17 protein-coding genes are annotated in these 18775 nt (G+C 73.0%); 7 read left to right on the top strand and 10 right to left on the bottom strand.

From position 1 onward, the window contains the following. The first annotated feature begins 10 nt into the window (after positions 1–10). Both ACZ4VI_RS11425 and ACZ4VI_RS11420 read left to right on the top strand, forming a co-directional pair. Positions 11–2320, top strand: a complete 2310-nt coding sequence (locus tag ACZ4VI_RS11425; protein WP_467998882.1) for an anthranilate synthase component I — start codon at positions 11–13, stop codon at positions 2318–2320. Then, complete coding sequence (locus ACZ4VI_RS11420) at positions 2317–3741, top strand: ABC1 kinase family protein (RefSeq protein WP_467998881.1); 1425 nt, start codon at positions 2317–2319, stop codon at positions 3739–3741. Before ACZ4VI_RS11425 ends, ACZ4VI_RS11420 begins: the two co-directional genes overlap by 4 nt. Positions 3742–3784: 43 nt before the next feature. On the opposite strand, the gene ACZ4VI_RS11415 is transcribed toward ACZ4VI_RS11420, so the two are convergent. Then, positions 3785–4099, bottom strand: a complete 315-nt coding sequence (locus tag ACZ4VI_RS11415; protein ID WP_467999303.1) for a MazG-like family protein — start codon at positions 4097–4099, stop codon at positions 3785–3787. A 110-nt stretch (positions 4100–4209) separates the two neighbouring features. On the opposite strand from ACZ4VI_RS11415, the gene ACZ4VI_RS11410 reads away from it, so the two are divergent. Next, complete coding sequence (locus ACZ4VI_RS11410; protein ID WP_467998879.1) at positions 4210–4530, top strand: nuclear transport factor 2-like protein; 321 nt, start codon at positions 4210–4212, stop codon at positions 4528–4530. 43 nt (positions 4531–4573) lie between these two features. Here the strand turns inward: ACZ4VI_RS11410 and ACZ4VI_RS11405 are convergent, their stop codons facing one another. Both ACZ4VI_RS11405 and ACZ4VI_RS11400 read right to left on the bottom strand, forming a co-directional pair. After that, positions 4574–5323 (bottom strand): SDR family oxidoreductase, encoded by a 750-nt coding sequence (locus ACZ4VI_RS11405; RefSeq protein ID WP_467998878.1) that lies wholly within the window; start codon positions 5321–5323, stop codon positions 4574–4576. A gap of 83 nt (positions 5324–5406) precedes the next feature. Further along, positions 5407–6432, bottom strand: a complete 1026-nt coding sequence (locus ACZ4VI_RS11400; protein ID WP_467998877.1) for a Gfo/Idh/MocA family protein — start codon at positions 6430–6432, stop codon at positions 5407–5409. A gap of 78 nt (positions 6433–6510) precedes the next feature. On the opposite strand from ACZ4VI_RS11400, the gene ACZ4VI_RS11395 reads away from it, so the two are divergent. Both ACZ4VI_RS11395 and ACZ4VI_RS11390 read left to right on the top strand, forming a co-directional pair. After that, positions 6511–7794, top strand: a complete 1284-nt coding sequence (locus ACZ4VI_RS11395; protein WP_467998875.1) for a Bcr/CflA family multidrug efflux MFS transporter — start codon at positions 6511–6513, stop codon at positions 7792–7794. A 572-nt stretch (positions 7795–8366) separates the two neighbouring features. Next, positions 8367–9353 (top strand): small ribosomal subunit Rsm22 family protein, encoded by a 987-nt coding sequence (locus ACZ4VI_RS11390; RefSeq protein ID WP_467998873.1) that lies wholly within the window; start codon positions 8367–8369, stop codon positions 9351–9353. A 132-nt stretch (positions 9354–9485) separates the two neighbouring features. Here the strand turns inward: ACZ4VI_RS11390 and ddaH are convergent, their stop codons facing one another. Continuing rightward, the gene (gene ddaH / locus ACZ4VI_RS11385) at positions 9486–10310 is read right to left on the bottom strand and encodes a dimethylargininase (protein ID WP_467998871.1); all 825 of its coding nucleotides are present in this window, start codon (positions 10308–10310) and stop codon (positions 9486–9488) included. Positions 10311–10468: 158 nt separating this feature from the next. Between ddaH and ACZ4VI_RS11380 the strand changes: the two genes are divergently transcribed. Beyond that, positions 10469–11119, top strand: coding sequence for a TetR/AcrR family transcriptional regulator (locus ACZ4VI_RS11380; RefSeq protein ID WP_467998869.1), 651 nt, complete (start codon positions 10469–10471; stop codon positions 11117–11119). Between the two features lie 100 nt (positions 11120–11219). Further along, the gene (locus tag ACZ4VI_RS11375) at positions 11220–11990 is read left to right on the top strand and encodes a bifunctional DNA primase/polymerase (protein WP_467998867.1); all 771 of its coding nucleotides are present in this window, start codon (positions 11220–11222) and stop codon (positions 11988–11990) included. Positions 11991–12126: 136 nt separating this feature from the next. Here the strand turns inward: ACZ4VI_RS11375 and ACZ4VI_RS11370 are convergent, their stop codons facing one another. The 6 genes from ACZ4VI_RS11370 to ACZ4VI_RS11345 form a co-directional block, all read right to left on the bottom strand. Next, entirely contained in the window at positions 12127–13194 is a 1068-nt protein-coding gene (locus ACZ4VI_RS11370) for an SCO2278 family lipoprotein (RefSeq protein WP_467998865.1), read from the bottom strand. Further along, a complete protein-coding gene (gene efeU / locus ACZ4VI_RS11365) occupies positions 13157–14032 on the bottom strand; it encodes an iron uptake transporter permease EfeU (protein ID WP_467998863.1) in 876 nt (291 codons plus the stop codon). The genes ACZ4VI_RS11370 and efeU overlap by 38 nt, the downstream gene beginning before the upstream one ends. Before the next feature lie 28 nt (positions 14033–14060). Next, positions 14061–15359, bottom strand: coding sequence for an iron uptake transporter deferrochelatase/peroxidase subunit (efeB, locus tag ACZ4VI_RS11360; RefSeq protein ID WP_467998861.1), 1299 nt, complete (start codon positions 15357–15359; stop codon positions 14061–14063). Between the two features lie 11 nt (positions 15360–15370). Next, a complete protein-coding gene (gene efeO / locus ACZ4VI_RS11355; RefSeq protein WP_467998859.1) occupies positions 15371–16525 on the bottom strand; it encodes an iron uptake system protein EfeO in 1155 nt (384 codons plus the stop codon). 155 nt (positions 16526–16680) lie between these two features. Then, on the bottom strand, positions 16681–17670 hold the full coding sequence (locus ACZ4VI_RS11350) for a heme ABC transporter ATP-binding protein (RefSeq protein ID WP_467999302.1): 990 nt from the start codon (positions 17668–17670) through the stop codon (positions 16681–16683). Continuing rightward, the coding region (locus ACZ4VI_RS11345) for a FecCD family ABC transporter permease (RefSeq protein ID WP_467998857.1) at positions 17670–18775 on the bottom strand (1106 nt) is incomplete at its 5' end. The genes ACZ4VI_RS11345 and ACZ4VI_RS11350, both read right to left, overlap by 1 nt.

The following is an 18775-nucleotide window of genomic DNA, read 5'->3' as shown; positions in this document are numbered from 1 at the left end:
GGACCTCACGATGACGGCAACGACCCACCGGTGGACGACCCCGATCGGGGTGGACGTGACCCGCCGGTCCGAACCCCTGGACCCCGTACGGGCCGAGGCCGAACTGGCCGCCCTGGAAACCGCTCTGGACACCAGGCGGGGGATGCTGCTGTCGGGCCGTTGCGAACAGCCCGGCCGCTACCAGCCCTACGACCTGGGCCACACCGACCCGCCCGTCGAGGTGACCGCCGACACCGGAGGCGTACGGCTGCGCGCGCTGAACGAGCGCGGCCGGGTGCTGCTGCCGGCGCTCGCCGCGGCCCTGGCACCGCACGGCGCGCGCTGGGACGAGGCCGAGGGTGCGGTCATCGCCGACACCCGCACCCGCACCGACATCCGCACCTGCGCCGGCGGCGCGGACCACGCCCACGCCTTCGGCCCCGGCCCGGTCGCCGAGGAGGACCGCACCCGCCTGCCCTCGGCGTTCACCCCGCTGCGCGCGCTGATCGCCGCGCTCGCCTCCCCGGACGACGAACTGTGGGGCCTTTACGGGGCGTTCGGCTACGACCTCGTCCTCGGCTTCGACCCGGTCCCGCTGCACCAGGACCGCGACCCGCGCGACCGGACCCTGGCGCTGCACCTGCCCGACCGGATCCTGCGCATCGACCGGCGGCGCGGCACCGCCGTCCTCCACAGCTACGAGTTCTCCTACGCCGGAGCCGGCACGGCGGGCCTCGACCGTGCCACGCCCGCCGCGCCCTTCGCGCCCGCTGCCGCGCCGCCCGCCTACCGCGACCACGGGCCCGGCGAGTACGCGGACCTGGTCCGCCGCGCCAAGGAGCGGTTCCGCGCCGGGGACCTCTTCGAGGTCGTGCCGGGCCAGAGCTTCCACCGCCCCGCCGACGCCCCGCCGTCGGAGGTCTTCCGCAGACTGCGCGACCGCAACCCCGCCCCGTACGGGCTGCTCATGAACCTCGCCGGCGGCGAGCACCTCGTCGGGGCCTCGCCCGAGATGTTCGTACGCGTCGACCCGGCCGGCCGCACCGTCGAGTCCTGCCCGATCAGCGGCACCATCGGCCGCGGCCGCGGCCCCCTGGAGGACGCCGAGCAGATCCGCGCCCTGCTCGGCTCCGCCAAGGAGGAGTCGGAACTGACGATGTGCACGGACGTGGACCGCAACGACAAGGCCCGGGTCTGCCTGCCCGGCAGCGTCGAGGTGCTGGCCCGCCGCCAGATCGAGCTGTACTCCCGGCTGATCCACACCGTCGACCACGTCCGCGGCCGGCTGCGCCCCGACCGGGACGCGCTCGACGCCTTCCTGACCCACATGTGGGCGGTCACCGTCACCGGGGCGCCCAAGCGCGCCGCCATCGCCTTCGTCGAGGAGCACGAGCGCAGCCCGCGCCGCTGGTACGGCGGGGCGGTCGGCCGCATCGGCTTCGACGGGGGCATGGAGACCGCGCTCACCCTGCGCACCATCCAGATGCGCCACGGCATCGCCACCGTACGGGCCGGCGCGACGCTGCTCTACGACTCCGACCCGCAGGCGGAGGAGAACGAGACCCTGCTGAAGGCGCTCGCGCTGCTCGACGCGGTGGAGAACGCCGACGTCCCCGCGTCGGCCGGGCGCCCCGACGTCCCCGGTCCGGCCGGGCGCAAGGACGCTCCCGTACGGGCCCGCGCGCCCCTCGCCGGGGCCACCTCCGCCGGCCGTCGCCGCCGCGTGCTGCTCGTCGACCACCAGGACTCGTTCGTGCACACGCTCGCCGACTACGTCCGCCAGACGGGTGCCGAAGTCGTCACCTACCGCGCCGGCTTCTCCCCGGACCTGCTCGACACCGTGGCGCCCGACCTGCTGCTGCTCTCGCCCGGGCCCGGCCGCCCGGCGGACTTCGGGATGTCCGCCCTCCTGGACGCGGCACTGGAGCGCGAACTTCCGGTGTTCGGCGTCTGCCTGGGGCTGCAGGGCATCGTGGAGTACTTCGCCGGGAGCCTCGCCACGCTGCCGAGACCTGTGCACGGCAAACCCTCGCCCATCGAGGTGGTCGACGGGGGCGGCACGCTCTTCCGCGACCTGCCCGCCCGCTTCCGCGCCGGGCGCTACCACTCCCTGTACGCCGACCCCGAGACGCTTCCCGAGGAGCTCCGGGTGACAGCCCGTACCGCCGACGGCACGGTGATGGGCGTCGAGCACCGCAGCCTGCCCGTCGCCGCCGTCCAGTTCCACCCGGAGTCGATCATGACCCTTGACCATGGCGCGGGCCACACCCTGATCGCCAACGCCGTCGCCGGACTCACCTCCGCGGCACCGGCCGCCGTCACCGTGGGCGGAACCCGATGACGGGGGCCGGGCGGACGCCCGAGGAGTACGAGTACGAGGACGAGTACGGGTCCGGGTCCGGGTACGGGGGGTGGCGGGGCAGGCGAGCCGCCCGGGACATCCCGCGCTCCCCGTTCACGCGCGGCGCGCGCCTCGCCTCCCTGCCGCTGGGGTTCGCGGGCCGTTCGGCGGCCCGGTTCGGGCGGCGGCTGCTCGGGCAGCCCGGCGACCTGCTGACCAGCGAACTGCAGCGCCGTACGAGCCTGCACCTCTTCAGGGTTCTGGGCGAACTCAAGGGCGGGGCCATGAAGTTCGGGCAGATGCTGTCCGTCTTCGAGGCGGCACTGCCCCCCGAGGTCATCGGCCCCTACCGGGCCGCGCTGACCCTCCTCCAGGAGTCCGCGCCCGCACTGCCGGCCGAGCGCGTGCACGCGGTGCTCGCGCGGGAGCTCGGCCCCGCGTGGCGGGAGCGCTTCTCGTCTTTCGACTCCACACCGACCGCCGCCGCGTCCATCGGCCAGGTGCACCGGGCCGTGTGGGAGGACGGCCGTACGGTCGCCGTGAAGATCCAGTACCCCGGCGCGGGCGAGGCGCTGCTCGGCGACTACGCCCAACTCGGCCGGATGATACGGCTGTTCTCCGTGATCGCACCGGCCCTCGACGTGGAGCCCATGCTCGTCGAGCTGCGCGAGAGGGTCGCCGACGAACTCGACTACCGCCTGGAGGCCGCGGCCCAGCGGGCGTTCGCCGACGCGTACCGCGGCGACAAGCTGATCCACGTCCCCGACGTGGTGGAGTTCACCGAGCGGGTGCTCATCACGGAGTGGCTGGACGGCACCCCGCTCGCCACCGTGATCCGCGAAGGCTCGCAGGAAGAACGGGACGAGGCCGGATTCCGCTACGCCCGCTTCCTCCTCTCAGGACCGGAGCGCGCCGGACGCCTGCACGCCGATCCACACCCCGGCAACTTCCGGTGCCTCGACGACGGACGGCTCGGCGTCATCGACTTCGGCGCCGTCAAGGAGCTGCCGGACGGCTTCCCGGCGGCGCTCGGCACCCTGATCCGGCTGGCCCAGCAGGGCGACTGGAGGGCCGCGCAGGAAGTCCTCGTGTCGGAGGGCTTCCTCACCCGGGGCGCCCCGCTCGATCCCGTCGCGCTCGAGTCCTTCCTGCTCCCCCTCGCCGCGCCCTCGGCGGTCGACACGTACCGGTTCACCCGTGAATGGCTCCGCGAGGAGGTCGTCCGGGCCGTCGACCCACGCGAGAACAGCCTGATGCGCCGGGTCAACCTGCCGCCCTCGTACGTCCTGGTCAACCGCGTGGTCGGCGCCGCCACGGCCGTCCTGTGCCAGCTCGAGTGCGAGGTCCCGTTCCGCGCGGAGGCGGCCCGGTGGCTCCCGGGGTTCACGGGCGCCGCGATCGAGGCGGGCGAGGAGGTCTAGAGTCCGGGGCGCCCCGACGAACAGGTCGGGGCGCCCTGGACGGTCATGCGCCCAACGACCGTTCCGCCACCCGGCGCAGGTGGCCGGTGAAAACCTCTGCCGCGTCCGGGTTCAGCGTCCGCAGCGCCACCATCGCCGTGATGATCACGTCGCACAGCTCGGACTCGACGTCCTGCCAGGTGTGCGAGACGCCCTTGCGCGGGTTCTGGCCGGTCGCGCCGATGACGGCCTCCGCCACCTCGCCGACCTCCTCCGAGAGCTTCAGGACGCGCAGCAGGACGTCCTGCTGCGGCGGGAGCGTGTGGTGGGCGGAGATCCAGGAGGCGAGGCGGTCGACGGTGTTCCACGAGTCGGTCATGGGGCAGAAGCGTGCCAGTTCGTCCAGGTGGCCGAGTACGGACACCGGCGCGCGGCATACGCCCGGCCCGGGTCCGCGGGGATCGGGGCGGGGCGGTGTACGGGTAGGCCATGATCCCCGTGGACAGACTCAGCGACCCGGCCGTGCGCGCCTTCGTCACGGCCCTCAACGCCAATGACCGCGACGCCTTCTTCGCGGCCCTCACCCCCGACGCCACCATGTCCGACGACGGCACCGACCGGAACATCGCCGAGTGGACCGACAAGGAGATCTTCTCCTCGCGCGGCCACATGGAGATCGAGTCCGAGAAGGACGGCGGCCGCGCCCTCGTCGCCCGCTACCGCAACGACACCTGGGGCGAGATGCGGACCGCCTGGCGGTTCGACGTGCGGGACGGGAAGATCGCCCGCTTCGAGACGGGCCAGGCGTAGCTCCTCAGGGGGTAGGGGGTGTGTGCTGGCAGAGGGCGCGCCCCTACCCCCGCCCGATGTACGGCATCGCCGTCGCCATCACCGTCGCGAACTGCACGTTCGCCTCCAGCGGCAGCCCCGCCATGTGCACCACCGTCGCCGCCACGTCCGCCGCGTCCATCACCGGCTCCACCGCCAGCTCCCCGTTGGCCTGCAGGATCCCGGTCTGCATCCGCGCCGTCATCTCCGTCGCCGCGTTCCCGATGTCGATCTGACCGCAGGCGATCCGGTACGGGCGCCCGTCCAGCGACAGCGACTTCGTCATCCCCGTCATCGCGTGCTTCGTCGCCGTGTACGCGATCGAGTGCGGGCGCGGCACGTGGGCCGAGATCGAGCCGTTGTTGATGATCCGGCCGCCCTGCGGGGACTGCTCCTTCATCGCCCGGAAGGCCGCCTGGGCGCACAGGAACGCGCCCGTCAGGTTCACGTCGACGACCGAGCGCCAGGTCTCGTAGGACAGCTCCTCGACCGGGGTCCCGCCGCCCGCGAACGTGCCCGCGTTGTTGAAGAGCAGGTCGACCCGGCCCCACCGGTCCCGTACGGCCTCGAAGAGGGACGCCACCGCCTCCGGTGACGTCACGTCCGTCGGGACGACGAGGAGGCCGTCCCGCGACGCGGCCGTCTCCTCCAGGGGCTCGCGCCTGCGGCCTGCCAGCGCCACCGACCAGCCCGCGTCGGCCAGGGCCAGGGCCACACTCCGGCCGATCCCCGAACCCGCTCCCGTCACCACTGCGATGCGCGACTCAGTGCTCATGGGCGCGCAGCGTACGTGAGATCCGTGCACAGGGAACTCATCTGTCCGACACGCGGATGTTCTGCACCCCGGGCGCCCCGGTCTCAGGCCGGCGTGACCGCCAGTTCGGACGGATCTTCGGACGGATCTTCGGACGGATAGCGGACGCCGATGCGGTCCCGTACCGCGTCGAGCGTCCGCATCACCGCCAGCGAACCCTCCAGCGGCACGAGCGGGGACTCGGTCAGGCCCGCCCGGAGACACCGCATCACCTCGTCCGCCTCCGGCCGCAGGGACTGCCGGTCGCCGTCGAGGACGAACTCCTCCGGCTCCCGGCCGTGCCGCCGCAGCGTGAAGCGGTCCGGGAAGAAGAAGCCGTGCGGGAGGTCGATCCGGCCCGCCGATCCCGTCACGGAGGCGGTCATCGGGGTGTCCGCGACGACCGAGCAGGACAGCAGCGCCGAGGCGCCGGAGGCCCAGCCGAGGAGCATCCCCGTGTTCAGGTCGACGCCCTCGGGCGAGAGGAGCGCGTGCGCCTGGACCGAGTCGGGCTCGCCGAGCAGCAGCTGCGCGAAGGAGACCGGGTACACCCCGAGGTCCAGGAGCGCCCCGCCGCCGACCGCCGGGTCGCGCAGCCGGTGTTCGGCCGCGAACGGACCCGCGAGCCCGAAGTCCGCCTGTACGGTCCTGACCTCGCCGATCGCCCCGTCCCCGACCAGCTCCGCCAGCCGCCGGACGAGCGGGTTGCAGTACATCCACATGGCCTCCATCAGGAAGAGGCCCCGGTCCCGGGCGAGGGCGACCAACTCCTCCGCCTCGCGCGCGTTCAGGGTGAGAGCCTTCTCGCACAGGACGGCCTTTCCCGCCTCCAGGGCGAGCCCGGCGGCCGCCCGGTGCGCGTGGTGCGGGGTCGCCACGTACACCACGTCGACGTCCGGGTCGGCGGCGAGCGCGGCCCACTCCCCGTACGCCTTCGGTATCCCGAACCGGTCGGCGAAGGCCCGCGCCGACGCCTCCGTACGGGAGGCCACGGCCACCACCTCGGCGCCGTCCATCGCGCGCAGCTCGCCGGCGAACCTCGCCGCGATGCCGCCCGTGGCCAGCACGCCCCACCGCACGGTCTTCTCCATGCCCCACCCCAAGAAAGGTCTCGACCTGTCGCGTCGAGCTGAGAGCATAGGGAAAGTTTCAACGAAATGGAGCAGTCGATGCCGGAGAGCGGCCAGCCCACGAAGCAGGAATCACAAGGACACATACCCGGCGGGGCCGTCGGCCCCGCCGCCTCCGCACGGCGCGCGAGCCTGCTCGTCACGCTCGTCCTCGGCGGTCTCACCGCGCTCCCGCCGCTGTCCATGGACATGTACCTGCCCGCGCTGCCGGAGGTCACCGAGGCGTTCCTCTCGCCCGCCGCGACCGTCCAGCTGACGCTGACCGCCTGCCTCGCCGGCATGGCGCTCGGCCAGCTCGTCGTCGGCCCCATGAGCGACAGGTGGGGACGCCGCCGCCCGCTGCTCATCGGCATGCTCGTCTACGTCGCCGCCACCGCGGTCTGCGCGTTCGCGCCCACGATCGACCTGCTCATCGCGTTCCGGCTGCTCCAGGGCCTGGCGGGCGCGGCGGGCATCGTGATCGCCCGGGCCGTCGTCCGCGACCTGTACGACGGCGTCGCGATGGCCCGGTTCTTCTCCACCCTGATGCTGATCTCCGGCGTCGCCCCGATCATCGCCCCGCTCATCGGCGGGCAGATCCTGCGGATCACCGACTGGCGGGGCGTCTTCCACGTCCTCGCCGTGATCGGCGTGCTCCTGACCCTGGTGGTCTGGAAGTGGCTGGGCGAGACGCTGCCGCCCGAGCGGCGCCACGAGGGCGGGGTCGGCGAGGCGCTGCGCACGATGCGCGGACTGCTCGCGGACCGGGTCTTCACCGGCTACGTGCTCGCCGGCGGGCTCGCGTTCGCCGCGCTCTTCGCGTACATCTCGGCCTCCCCGTTCGTCGTGCAGGAGATCTACGGCGCCTCGCCGCAGACCTTCAGCCTCCTCTTCGGCCTCAACTCCGTCGGCCTCGTCGCCGTCGGCCAGATCAACGGCAAGCTGCTCGTCGGGCGGGTCAGCCTGGACAAGGCGCTGGGCTGGGGTCTCGGCGTGATCCTGCTCGCTTCGGTGGCGCTGCTGCTCATGACGAGCGGGCTGTTCGGGAGGGTGGGTCTCGCGCCCGTCGCCGCCGGTCTGTTCGTCCTGATGTCGGCGATGGGTCTGGCGCTCCCCAACACCAACGCGCAGGCCCTCATGCGCACCCCGCACGCGGCGGGCTCCGCGTCCGCGCTGCTCGGCACGTCGTCCTTCCTGATCGGAGCGATCGCCTCGCCGCTGGTAGGCATCGCCGGCGAGACCACTGCCGTCCCGATGTCCGTGGTCCAACTGACCTGCGCAACCGCCTCACTCACCTGCTTCCTGACCCTGTGCCGCCCCTGGCACGCCCGGGCGACGGCCTGACGCTCGGGGGCGCAGGCTTGACGGTCCAGGGCGCCGCCTGACGGTCCCGGGCTGCCGCCTGATGCTCCTTGGCGATCGGCCAAGTTCTAGGGCGCCCGCCTGACGTTCCGGGGCGCCGCCTGACGCTTCCGGGCGAACGCCTGGCGCTACGGAGCGCCGGCCTTACGCTCCGGGGCGCCCGCCTTACGCTCTCGGGCGACCGGCCGACGCCCTTGGCGATCGGCCGTCGTTCTTGGGCGTCCGCCTGACGTTCAGGGGCGCGCGCCTGACGCCCCCGGGCGACCGGCCGACGCCTTTAGTGACCGGCCGTCGTTCTTGGGCGTCCGCCTGACGCACCCGGGCGACCGGCCGTCGTTTCTTGGGCGCCCCATTGACGCTCCTCGGCGCCCGGGCCGATGTTCTTGGGCGCCCGCCTGGCGCTCGGGGGCGTCCGCCTTACGCTCTCGGGCGACCGGCCGACGCCCTTGGCGATCGGCCGTCGTTCTTGGGCGTTCGCCTGACGTTCCGGGGCGCCCCCCTTGCGCTCCCGGGCGACCGGCCGACGGGCCCCGGCGAGCGCCTAAAATGTGGAGGTGAACGCCTCCCCCTACCTCCCCTCCGGTGACGCGCTGCGTGCCGCGCTCGCCGGGCTCCTCGCCGGGCTGCCGCCGCGCCAGGCGACCCAGGCCGTCGACCGGCTGATCGCCAACTACCGGGGGACCACCCCGACCCACGCCCCGGTGCTGCGCGACCGTTCCGACGTCGCCGCGTACGCCGCGTACCGGATGCCGGCGACGTTCGAGGCGGTACGGGCGGCACTCGACGCCCTGCGGGACGCGGCCCCCGCGTGGGAGCCGGCCACGCACACCGACATCGGCGGCGGCACCGGCGCGGCCAGCTGGGCGGTCGCGGAGGCGTGGGACGCCGCCGCGCACACGACCGTGCTCGACTGGGCGGAGCCCGCGCTCGCCCTCGGGAAGGAGCTGGCGGCCGGCGTCTTCGACGCGGAGTGGCGGCGGGCCCGGATCAGCGGGGCGCTACGGCTCGACGCGACGGACCTCGTGACCGTCTCGTACGTACTGAACGAGCTGACCGAGGCCGACCGGACGGCGCTCGTGAGCGAGGCGGCGCGGGTGGCGCAGGCGGTCGTGATCGTCGAGCCGGGCACGCCCGACGGCTACGAGCGGATCATCGCGGCGCGCTCCCTCCTCGTCGAGGCGGGCTTCACCGTGGCCGCGCCGTGCCCGCACAGCGGCACGTGCCCGATAGAGCCCGGCAGGGACTGGTGCCACTTCGCGGCCCGGGTCAGCAGGTCCTCGCTGCACCGGCAGGTAAAGGGCGGTTCGCTGCCGTACGAGGACGAGAAGTTCAGCTACGTGGCGGCGACCCGGTTCCCCGTCGTGCCGGCGGCCGCCCGGGTGACCCGGAAGCCCCAGATCCGCAAGGGCCAGGTCCTGCTGGAGCTCTGCGGCCCGGAGGAGACCGGCCTGACCCGCGAAACGATCACGAAGCGCCACGGGCCCCTGTACAAGGCTGCGCGCGACGCAGAGTGGGGCGACGCCTGGCCCCCAGAGGCATAGCCCTCCCGGCGCGCAGCTGCCGCGGGTCCGCAGGGGCTGGGGATCCAACCCGGCCCCGGAGCGCCCCGTCGCGAAGCTGCCGCGCCCCGCAGGGGGCTGGGGGTACGCCGTACCCCCAGGCCCCACGAGGTGTCAGGAGCGGAGCTCCTGCGTGCAGCACTTCACGCTGCCGCCGCCCTTGAGGAGCTCCGACAGGTCCATGCCCAGCGGCTCGAAGCCACGCTCACGGAGCGGTTCGAAGAGGCCCACCGCGGCCTGCGGCAGCAGCACGTGGCGGCCGTCGCTCACCGCGTTCATGCCCAGCGTCGCCGCGTCCCGCTCCGTCGCGAGCAGGGCGTCGGGGTAGAGCCGGGACAGGACCTCGCGGCTGCCGGGGGAGAAGGCGCCGGGGTAGTACATGATCTCGTCGCCCGCCGCGTCCAGCACGCACAGCGCCGTGTCCAGGTGGTAGTAGCGCGGGTCCACCAGGTCCAGGCCGATCACCGGACGCCCGAAGAACTCCTGCGCCTCCAGATGCGAGAGCGGGCTCGAGCGGAAGCCCCGGCCGGCCAGGATCCACGACGAGGTCACCGCGAAGTCGCCCTCGCCCTCGTTCACGTGCTCCGGCACGCGCACCTCCGCGTAACCGTTTCCGCGGAACCAGTCCAGGTGCGCCGCCGCCTCCTCCGTACGCTCCGGATAGGCGAACCGCGCACCCAGCACCCGGCCGTCGACCACGGTCGCGCCGTTGGCGGTGAAGACCATGTCGGGCAGGCCCGGGTGCGGTTCGAGAAGCTCGACGGTGTGGCCGAGTGCGCGGTAGCGCGCCGTCAGGTCCTCCCACTGGGCGAGGGCGAGCGGCAGGTCGACCGGTTTCGTGGGGTCCATCCAGGGGTTGATGGAGTACGTCACCTCGAAGTGCGTGGGTGGGCACATCAGATAACGGCGGGGCGAGGCTTCGCGCGGAGTCTGGCGCAATGAGGGCTCCTCACGGACGGAAGAACAGTCGTCGGACGGAGCCCATGGTCCGCCCTCCGACGGCTCCGCGCAGTGAACCGTTCGGGTGGTTCCACCGACCATCAGAAGGGGAACGAGTGGCGAGACGCGCCGTCTCGCTCGCTGCTAGATTGGGAGCCATGCCCGACCCCAAGGCCCCCGACCCCAAGGCCCCCGACCCCAAGGCCCCCGACGCCACCCGCCGCAGCGAGCGCTCCCGCCGCGCCATCTACGACGCCGCCCTCGCCCTCGTCTCCGAGACCGGCTACGCCAGGACGACCATCGAGGGCATCGCCGCCCGCGCCGGCGTCGGCAAGCAGACCATCTACCGCTGGTGGCCCTCCAAGGCTGCCGTCCTCCTCGAAGCCTTCCTCGACCTCGCCGCCCAGGCCAACGAGGCCCTCGGCGGGGACGCCAGCAGTGAGATCCCCGACACCGGCGACCTCGCCGCCGACCTCAAGTACGTCCTCCGCGCCACCGTCGACGAGCTGAACAACCCCACCTACGACGCCCCCTCCCGCGCCCTCGCCGCCGAGGGCATCGTCAACCCCGAGCTCGGCGCCCAGTTCGTCGAGAAGCTCCTGGAACCCCAGCTCCAGTACTACGTACGCCGCATCGAGGCCGCTCAGGCCACCGGCGATATCGACCCCGACGTCGACCCCCGCATCGCCCTCGAACTCCTCGTCGGCCCCTTGAACCACCGCTGGCTCCACCGCACCCTGCCGCTCACCCACGCCTACGCCGACACCCTCGTCGACTACGCGCTGCGCGGGCTCGCGCCCAGGGCGTGACCCCGTTACGTACCCCGGTTGGGGACTCCGGTCACCTGGGCCACCGGAAGATGGGACGATGGGCAGAGCCGAACGGGCGAGGACAGGTGTGAGGGGATAGATGGGCGACGGTATCGGCCGCTACCGCGGCACGGAGAGCAGACTCGCGCAGTGGCTGCGCAGGCGCCCCAAACGCACCGCGGCCGACGACGAGAACCGCCGCGAGAAGCTGCTCCTGGACGTCGCCGCCGCCGGACTGCCCCTCGCCCCCGCCGCGTACCCCGTCGGGTTCCGCTGTTCCTGCGAGCGCATCGGCTGTCCCACCCCCGCCCGGCACCCCGTCTCCTTCGCCTGGCAGACCCAGTCGACCACCGACCGCGCCCAGATCGAGCGCTGGGCCCGCAACGAGCCCGAGGCGAACTTCGTCACGGCCACCGGCATGGTCCACGACGTCCTCGACGTCCCGCTGGACGCCGGCCGGGCCGCCCTGGAGCGGCTCCTCGACCAGGGCGTGGAGGTCGGACCGGTCGCCGAGTCCGCGGAGAGCGCGGGCGACGGCGGCCGGATGCTCTTTTTTACGGCCACCCGCGGCACTCCCGAGGACGAGGACGAGTGGTGGCCCTGCGAGCTGGACTGCCATCCGGAGACGATGGACGAGCACCCGGGGCTGCGCTGGCACTGCCGCGGCAGCTACGTCCTCGTACCGCCGGCGCGGCTCATCGGTGACGAGGACGAGCAGCCGGCCGTCACCTGGGTCCGCGGTCCCGAACACGCCCTGCCCGACCCGCTGAACCTGCTGGAGACCCTCACGGACGCCTGCGCCCGTCACGCGGCCGAGCGGGGCGAGGACCACGCCGGCCACGAGCCCGCCTGGCCCCTCGGCCGCCGCTGAGCGAGCCGCTGAGCGACGGAAGCCCGCCGAGCCGCGGGCGCCTGTCCGTGACCCGAAGCAGCCCGCCGCGCGGACGGAAACGCGGGGGTTACGAACCCTTCGCGGGCGAGCCGCCAAGTGGACGGAAACGCGCGGGCTACGACCCCTTCGCGCCCGTCACGCCCTGGAGCCGGCCCGTGACCGTGACCCCGTCCTGTGCCGTGCCCGCCGGCTTCACCAGGACCGTCTGGCTCGACACCCACTCCTTGGTGACGGTGTTCTGCACCTCACCCGTCATCAGCGCCTTCACATCGGCACTGACCTTCGGCCGGTAGCCCTTCGCCGCCGTCTGCTGCTCGAAGTACCGCGTCGCGAAGAAGACCAGCGCCCCGCCGTCCTCGGTCGCGAGGGCCAGCGGCGCGAAGTCACCGGTGTCCGTGGGCTGGTCGACGTACTGCGTCGCCATGCCCGCCCGCTTCGCGCCCTTTTCCCGCTCCTCCCGCCACAGGGTCGTGTGCGGGCCCGCGGCGAACTGGCCCCGCTCCCCGCCGCCGAGGAACGAGACGTAACTCCGGCCCAGGTCCTTGGGCGCGACCGCGAGCTGCGTGGAGTCCGCCGTGACCGGGACCGCGAACCCGCCGTCCGTCCTGAACGCGGGGATCTCGTCCGGGGTCAGGATCGCCAGATAGGCGACCTCCCACAGCTGGTCGGCGCCGTTGCGCACGAAGACCAGGAGCCAGCGGTTGTCGCCGCGGCCCTGGTCGTCGTCCCGGTTGGAGTCCGTGTCTGCGACGAACCAGCGCGGCCAGCCCGCCTTCTTGGGCAGGACGAACGTCGTGTCGTCGAGTTGCAGGGGCTGGTGCTTCGGGTTGCCCCCGGGTTCGGTGATCGAACGGGACTTCAGACCGGCCTGGTTGATCGCCCCGAGCGGCCCGGTGACCCGCGCCGCGACGAGTGTCGGATCGTGCGCCTTGTCGGCCTTGTTGTAGGCGTCGGTGAAGTCCTTGAGGGCCTGCGCGGCCTCGGCCTTCGTCGCCGCCGGTACCAACTCCCGCTCGCCGTGCACCGTCACGCAGCCGCTCGCCGTCAGCGCGAGGACCGTCGCCGCCGTCGCCGCGACGAACGCCCTCGACGGTCGTACCGGCCCGGCGGAACCCCTCAGCGGTCGCCCCAGCGGTCGCCCCAGCTCAGGGAGTGCCCTCGACGGTCGCCTCAGCCTTCTCATCGGTCGCCTTCTGCTCCTTCACCGGCACGGACGGACCTGACCCTACCGGGGCCAGGAACAGCGCGAGCGTCGGGATCAGATAGAGCGCCCACACCGTGACCTGGAGGACCGTCGGGTCCGGCTGGAAGTTGAAGACACCCTTGAGGAGCGTCCCGTACCAGCTGTCCGGCGGGATCGTCGCCGAGACGTCGAAGGCCTTATCCGCGAGACCGTCCAGGAAGCGGGCCTCCTGGAGGTCGTGCACGCCGTATGCGAGGACGCCGGCCGCCACCACGACCAGCATCCCGCCCGTCCAGGTGAAGAACTTCGCCAGGTTGATCTGCAGCGCGCCCCGGTAGAACAGCCAGCCGAGCAGCACCGCCGTCGCGATGCCGAGCAGCACCCCGATCAGCGGCGCGGACGTGCCGTCGGAGGAGGCCCGCACCGACGCCCAGACGAAGAGCGCGGTCTCCAGGCCCTCGCGGCCCACCGCCAGGAAGGCGGTGGCGACCAGGGCGCCGGTGCCCATCCGGAGTGCCTCGTCGAGCTTTCCGTGCAGTTCCGCCCTCAGACGCCGGGCGGTGCGCCGCATCCAGAAGACCATCCACGTCACCAGACAGACGGCGAGGATGGAGAGCGAGCCGCCGAGCAGCTCCTGCGCCTCGAACGTCAGCTCCTGCGAGCCGAATTCCAATGCGGCGCCGAAGGCGAGCGCGATCCCGACCGCCACCCCGATGCCGATCCAGATCGGCTTCAGGGCGTCGCGGCGGTCGGTCTTCACCAGGTACGCGATGAGGATGCAGACGACCAGACTGGCCTCCAGGCCTTCGCGCAGCCCGATCAGATAGTTGCCGAACACGTCGGTCCCTTCCCGTTCCCGTTCCCGTCTAGGCCGTCCGGGAGAACAGCGCCCGGCCCCACCAGTCGTCCGTGTCGCGGACGCCCGGCGGGACGGCGAAGACCGCCGAACCCACGTGCTGGATGTACTCGTTGAGGACGTCCGCGCGGGCCAGCGAGGTCTGCACCGGGATGAAGCCGGTACGGACGTCCCGCTGGTACACGAGGAAGAACAGGCCCGCCTCCAGGCGGCCCAGGCCGTCGGTGCCGTCCGTGAAGGAGTAGCCGCGGCGCAGGATCGTCGCCCCGTTGTTGGTGTCCGGGTGCGCCAGGCGCACGTGGGCCTCCGGCTTCATTGCCTTCAGGAACGGCTCGTCGTGTTCCTTGGCCTTGCCGACGGGCGCGCCCTCCTTCTTGTCGCGGCCGAAGATGTCCTCCTGCTCCTGGAGCGGAGTGCGGTCCCAGGTCTCGACGTTCATCCGGATCCGGCGGGCGACCAGGTACGAGCCGCCGTCCATCCAGGCCGTCGGCCCGGTCGCGGCCTTGCCGGACACCCAGACGTGCTTGTCCAGGCGCTCGGTGTCGGTGCCCGCGATGTTGCGGGTGCCGTCCTTGAAGCCGAACAGGTTGCGCGGGGTCTGCGCGTCCGGGGTGGTGGAGGACGTCTTGCCGAAGCCGAGCTGCGACCAGCGGACCGCGACCTTGCCGAAGCCGATCCTGGCCAGGTTGCGGATCGCGTGCACCGCGACCTGCGGGTCGTCCGCGCAGGCCTGGACGCACAGGTCGCCGCCGCTGCGGGCCGGGTCCAGGTTGTCGCCGGGGAACCTGGGCAGGTCGATCAGGGCCCCGGGCCGCCTGTCCTTCAGCCCGAACCGTCCGTCGAAGAGGGAGGGCCCGAAGCCGATGGTGAGGGTGAGCCGGGACGGCTTGAGGCCGAGGGCCTCGCCGGTGTCGTCCGGCGGGGCCTCCGGCAGACCGCCGTAGGCGCCCTCGCCGACCTCGTGACCGGCCGTCATCCGCTCGGCGGCGCGGGTCCAGTCCTTCAGGAGCTGGATCAGCTCGGCGCGGTCCGTCGTCCTCACGTCGAACGCGGCGAAGTGCAGCCGGTCCTGGACGGCGGTGGCGATACCGGCCTGGTGGGCGCCGTGGAAGGAGACGGCCGAGCCGCTGTCGGCGGCGGGCACGGGGGTGTCCCCGCCCCGGCCGATGGCGACGGCGCCGCCGGCCGCGGCCGCGCCGAGCGCGAGCCCGGCGCCGCCCCAGCCGAGGACCCTCCGCCGCGAGGCCGCGGCGGTCGCGGCGGTCGCGCTGTTCTCCGCGGGCGTGGTCGTCTCGTTCGCGTCGGACATGTCCGGATCTCCTACTTCACGACCGCGGCGGCGAGCTTGGAGAGCGGCTCGGCCAGCGCGTTGACGCCGTCCGACAGCTCCTTGCGCTCGGCCTTGCCGACCTTCTCGTACGAGGTGAAGACGTAGCCGCTCTTGTCCGTGCGGTACTTGTCGAGGAGCGTGTTCAGCGCTGCGAACTGCTTGTCGAGCTCGGCGACGAGCGCGGCGTCGTTCTTCGAGGCGACCGGCTTGAGCAGCTCGAAGGACTTCTGCGCGCCCTCGACGTTCGCCTTGAAGTCGACGAGGTCGGTGTGGGAGTAACGCTCCTCCTCGCCCGTGACCTTGCCGGTGGCGACCTCGTCCAGGAGCTCCTTGGCGCCGTTGGCCATCGAGGTCGGGGTGATGTCGGCCTTGCCGACCCGCTTCACCCAGTCCGCCAGGTCCTTGTCGAGGATGTCGGCGAGCTGCTTCTCGCGGTCGCCGATCTTCTTGTCCTGCCAGAGCGCCTTCTCCAGGCGGTGCCAGCCGGTCCAGTCCTTCGCCGGGTCCTGGCCGGCCTCCAGGCCGTCCTCGCGGACGTCGACCTTCGGGTCGATGTCGCCGAAGGACTCGGCGACCGGCTCGGTGCGCTCCCAGCCGATACGGGAGTCGGCGTACGCCTTCTTCGCGGCCTCGATGTCCCCGGCGCGGACGGCGTCGGTGAAGACCTTCACCTTCGGGAGGGTCTCGTCGGCCTGCGCCTGCACGTACTGGCGGTAGGCGGCGACGGCGGCGTCCATCTCGGGCGAGCGCTTGGCGGCCGCGGCGCCACCGGTGACGGTGACCTTCTGGCGGATGCCGTCGCCCTTCATGCCGGGCTTGCAGGCGATGACGTAGTCACCGGCCTTGATCTCGGCGGTGATGGTGGCCTTGGTGCCGGGGCCGATGTTCTCGCGCTCGGTGACGATCCGGTCGTCCGGGAAGAGGACGTAGACCTCGGTGACCTTCGTGCCCCGGTTCTCGACGGCGAGCTTCACGTGCCCGGCCGCGAACTCCTTCTTCGAGACCTCGCAGGAGTCGTCCTTGGCGACGACCTGGACGGCGCCGTCGTCGCCCTTGGCGTCGCTTTTCTCGGCGCAGCCCGTGACGGCGGTCAGAGCCGCCGCGGTGGCGGCGGCGGTGACGACGGAGAGACGGACGGCTCGCATAAGGGCTCCAGAGAGGGATGGGGACGGGGTGAGGCGGACCTAACTTAACCGAGGCTTACCTCACCCAAAGGGGGGCGTCCAGTGATGCGGATCTCACGTTTCCCGGCCCGGGCACGGCAAGGTCACAGCGCGCTCATCGGCGCACCATGGCAGGGTCAAGTGCGGGTCAAGGCGCCGGTTTTGTCGGTTTTGGTGCCGGGTTCGGTGGTGCCGGGCTCGGCGCCGGGTTCGGTGTCAGGCTCGTTGCGGGGCTGGGCGTCGCCGGGCTGGGCGTCGCCGGGTTCGGCGTCGCGGGCCGTGCGGCGCGGGACGACGAGCGGTACACCGGTCCTCGGGTGCGCGAGCACCTCCACCGGCTGCCGGTACACCCGGCTCAGCAGCTCCTCGTCGAAGACCTCGGCCGGCGGCCCCCCGGCGGCGATCCGGCCGTCGTGCAGCACCCCGACCCGGTCCGCGTGCGCGGCCGCGAGCCCGAGGTCGTGCAGGACGACCACGACCGCGACCCCGGCGGCGGCGCGCTCCCGGCAGACGCGCAGCACCAGTTCCTGGTGGCGCAGGTCGAGCGCGGCCGTCGGCTCGTCGAGCAGCAGCAGCGGGGTGCGCTGGGCGAGGACGCGGGCCAGGGCGACCCGGGCCCGCTCGCCGCCGGAGAGCGCGGAGAACGGGCGGGCCGCGAAGGCCTCGACCTCGGTGGCGGCCATCGCCTCGGCGACGGCGGCCTCGTCCTCCTCCTCGCGCCCGGTCCCCGCCCAGGGCGCCCGGCCCATCCGGACGACCTCGGCGACCGGAAACGGGAAGGCGAGCGCGGCCGCCTGCGGCAGCACGGCCCGGCGCAGGGCCAGTTCGGGCGCCGACCAGCCGGCGGCGGGCCGGCCGCAGATCCGTACCTCGCCTGCGGTGGGCGCGAGATCGGCGGCCAGCGCGGCCAACAGGGTCGACTTCCCAGTCCCGTTGGGCCCGACCAGCGCCAGCACCTCACCGGCCCGTACAGCGACGTCCACCCCGCCGAGCACCTCCCGCCCGCCGAGCCCGGCCCGAAGCCCCCGCGCCTCGGCGACGGCCTCGCCCGGGGCGGGAGGAGCGGGAAGCTCACGCGTACGACGGCCGAGCAGACCACTGACGCGGCCACGGAACAGCTCCGGCATCATGCCCAACCACCTTGCCTGCGACGGGTCCTGCGCAGCAGCCAGAAGAAGAACGGGCTGCCGAAGAGGGCGGTCAGGACGCCCAGGGGGAGTTCGGCCGGAGCCGCGACCGTACGGGCCGCCAGGTCGCCGGCCGCGAGGACCACCGCGCCGCCGAGCGCACTGCCCGGGACCAGGAAGCGGTGGCCCGGACCGTTCGCCATCCGCAGCAGGTGCGGGACGAGCAGGCCCACGAACGTGATGATCCCCGCCACCGCGACCGCCGCGGCCGTCAGCAGCGCCACGACCAGGATCAGGACGATCCGCAGCCGCTCGACGTCCACGCCCAGGTGCCGCGCGGGCCGCTCGCCGAGCGCGAGCAGGTCCAGCTTGCGGGCGTAGAAGGGGGCGACGGCCAGCCCGGCCAGCGCGCAGGGCAGAACGGCGAGCACCTTGGGCCAGGTGGCCTGAGCGAGCGAGCCGAGCTGCCAGAAGGTGATCTGGGTGATCTGCGCGTTGTCGGCGAAGAAGATGAACAGGCCGATCAGGGCGCCTGCGAAGGCGTTCACCGCGATACCGGTCAGGATCAGCGTCACCACCTCCGTACGGCCGCCCGCCCGGGACATCGCGTACACGAGGAACACGGTCGCGAGCCCGGCGGCGAAGGCGCAGACCGTCACCGTCCAGGTGCCGAAGAAGCTGAGGCCGAGCGCGATCGCCCCGACCGCGCCCACGGCCGCGCCGGCCGAGATGCCGATGACCCCGGGTTCGGCGAGCGGATTGCCGAACACGCCCTGCATCAGGGCGCCCGCGCAGCCGAGCGAGGCGCCGACGAGTACCGCGAGGACGACCCGGGGCAGCCGGATGTTCCACAGGACGCTCTCGGCCGAGCGCTCCAGGGCGTGGCCGCCGAGGTCGAGGCGGTGCTGGACCGAGGCGAACACGTCCCCGAGCGGGATCTCGTACGCCCCGACGCCGGCGGAGAGCAGAGCGAGGACCAGCAGCGCGGCGGGGAGGGCGAGGGTGAGGGTGGTGGGGGGGGGGGGGGGGGGGGGGGGGGGGGGGGGGGGGGGGGGGGGGGGGGGGGGGGGGGGGGGGGGGGGGGGGGGGGGGGGGGGGGGGGGGG

Source organism: Streptomyces sp. NPDC029169 (assembly GCF_055563935.1).
This window is presented reverse-complemented; position numbering and strand designations above follow the sequence as displayed.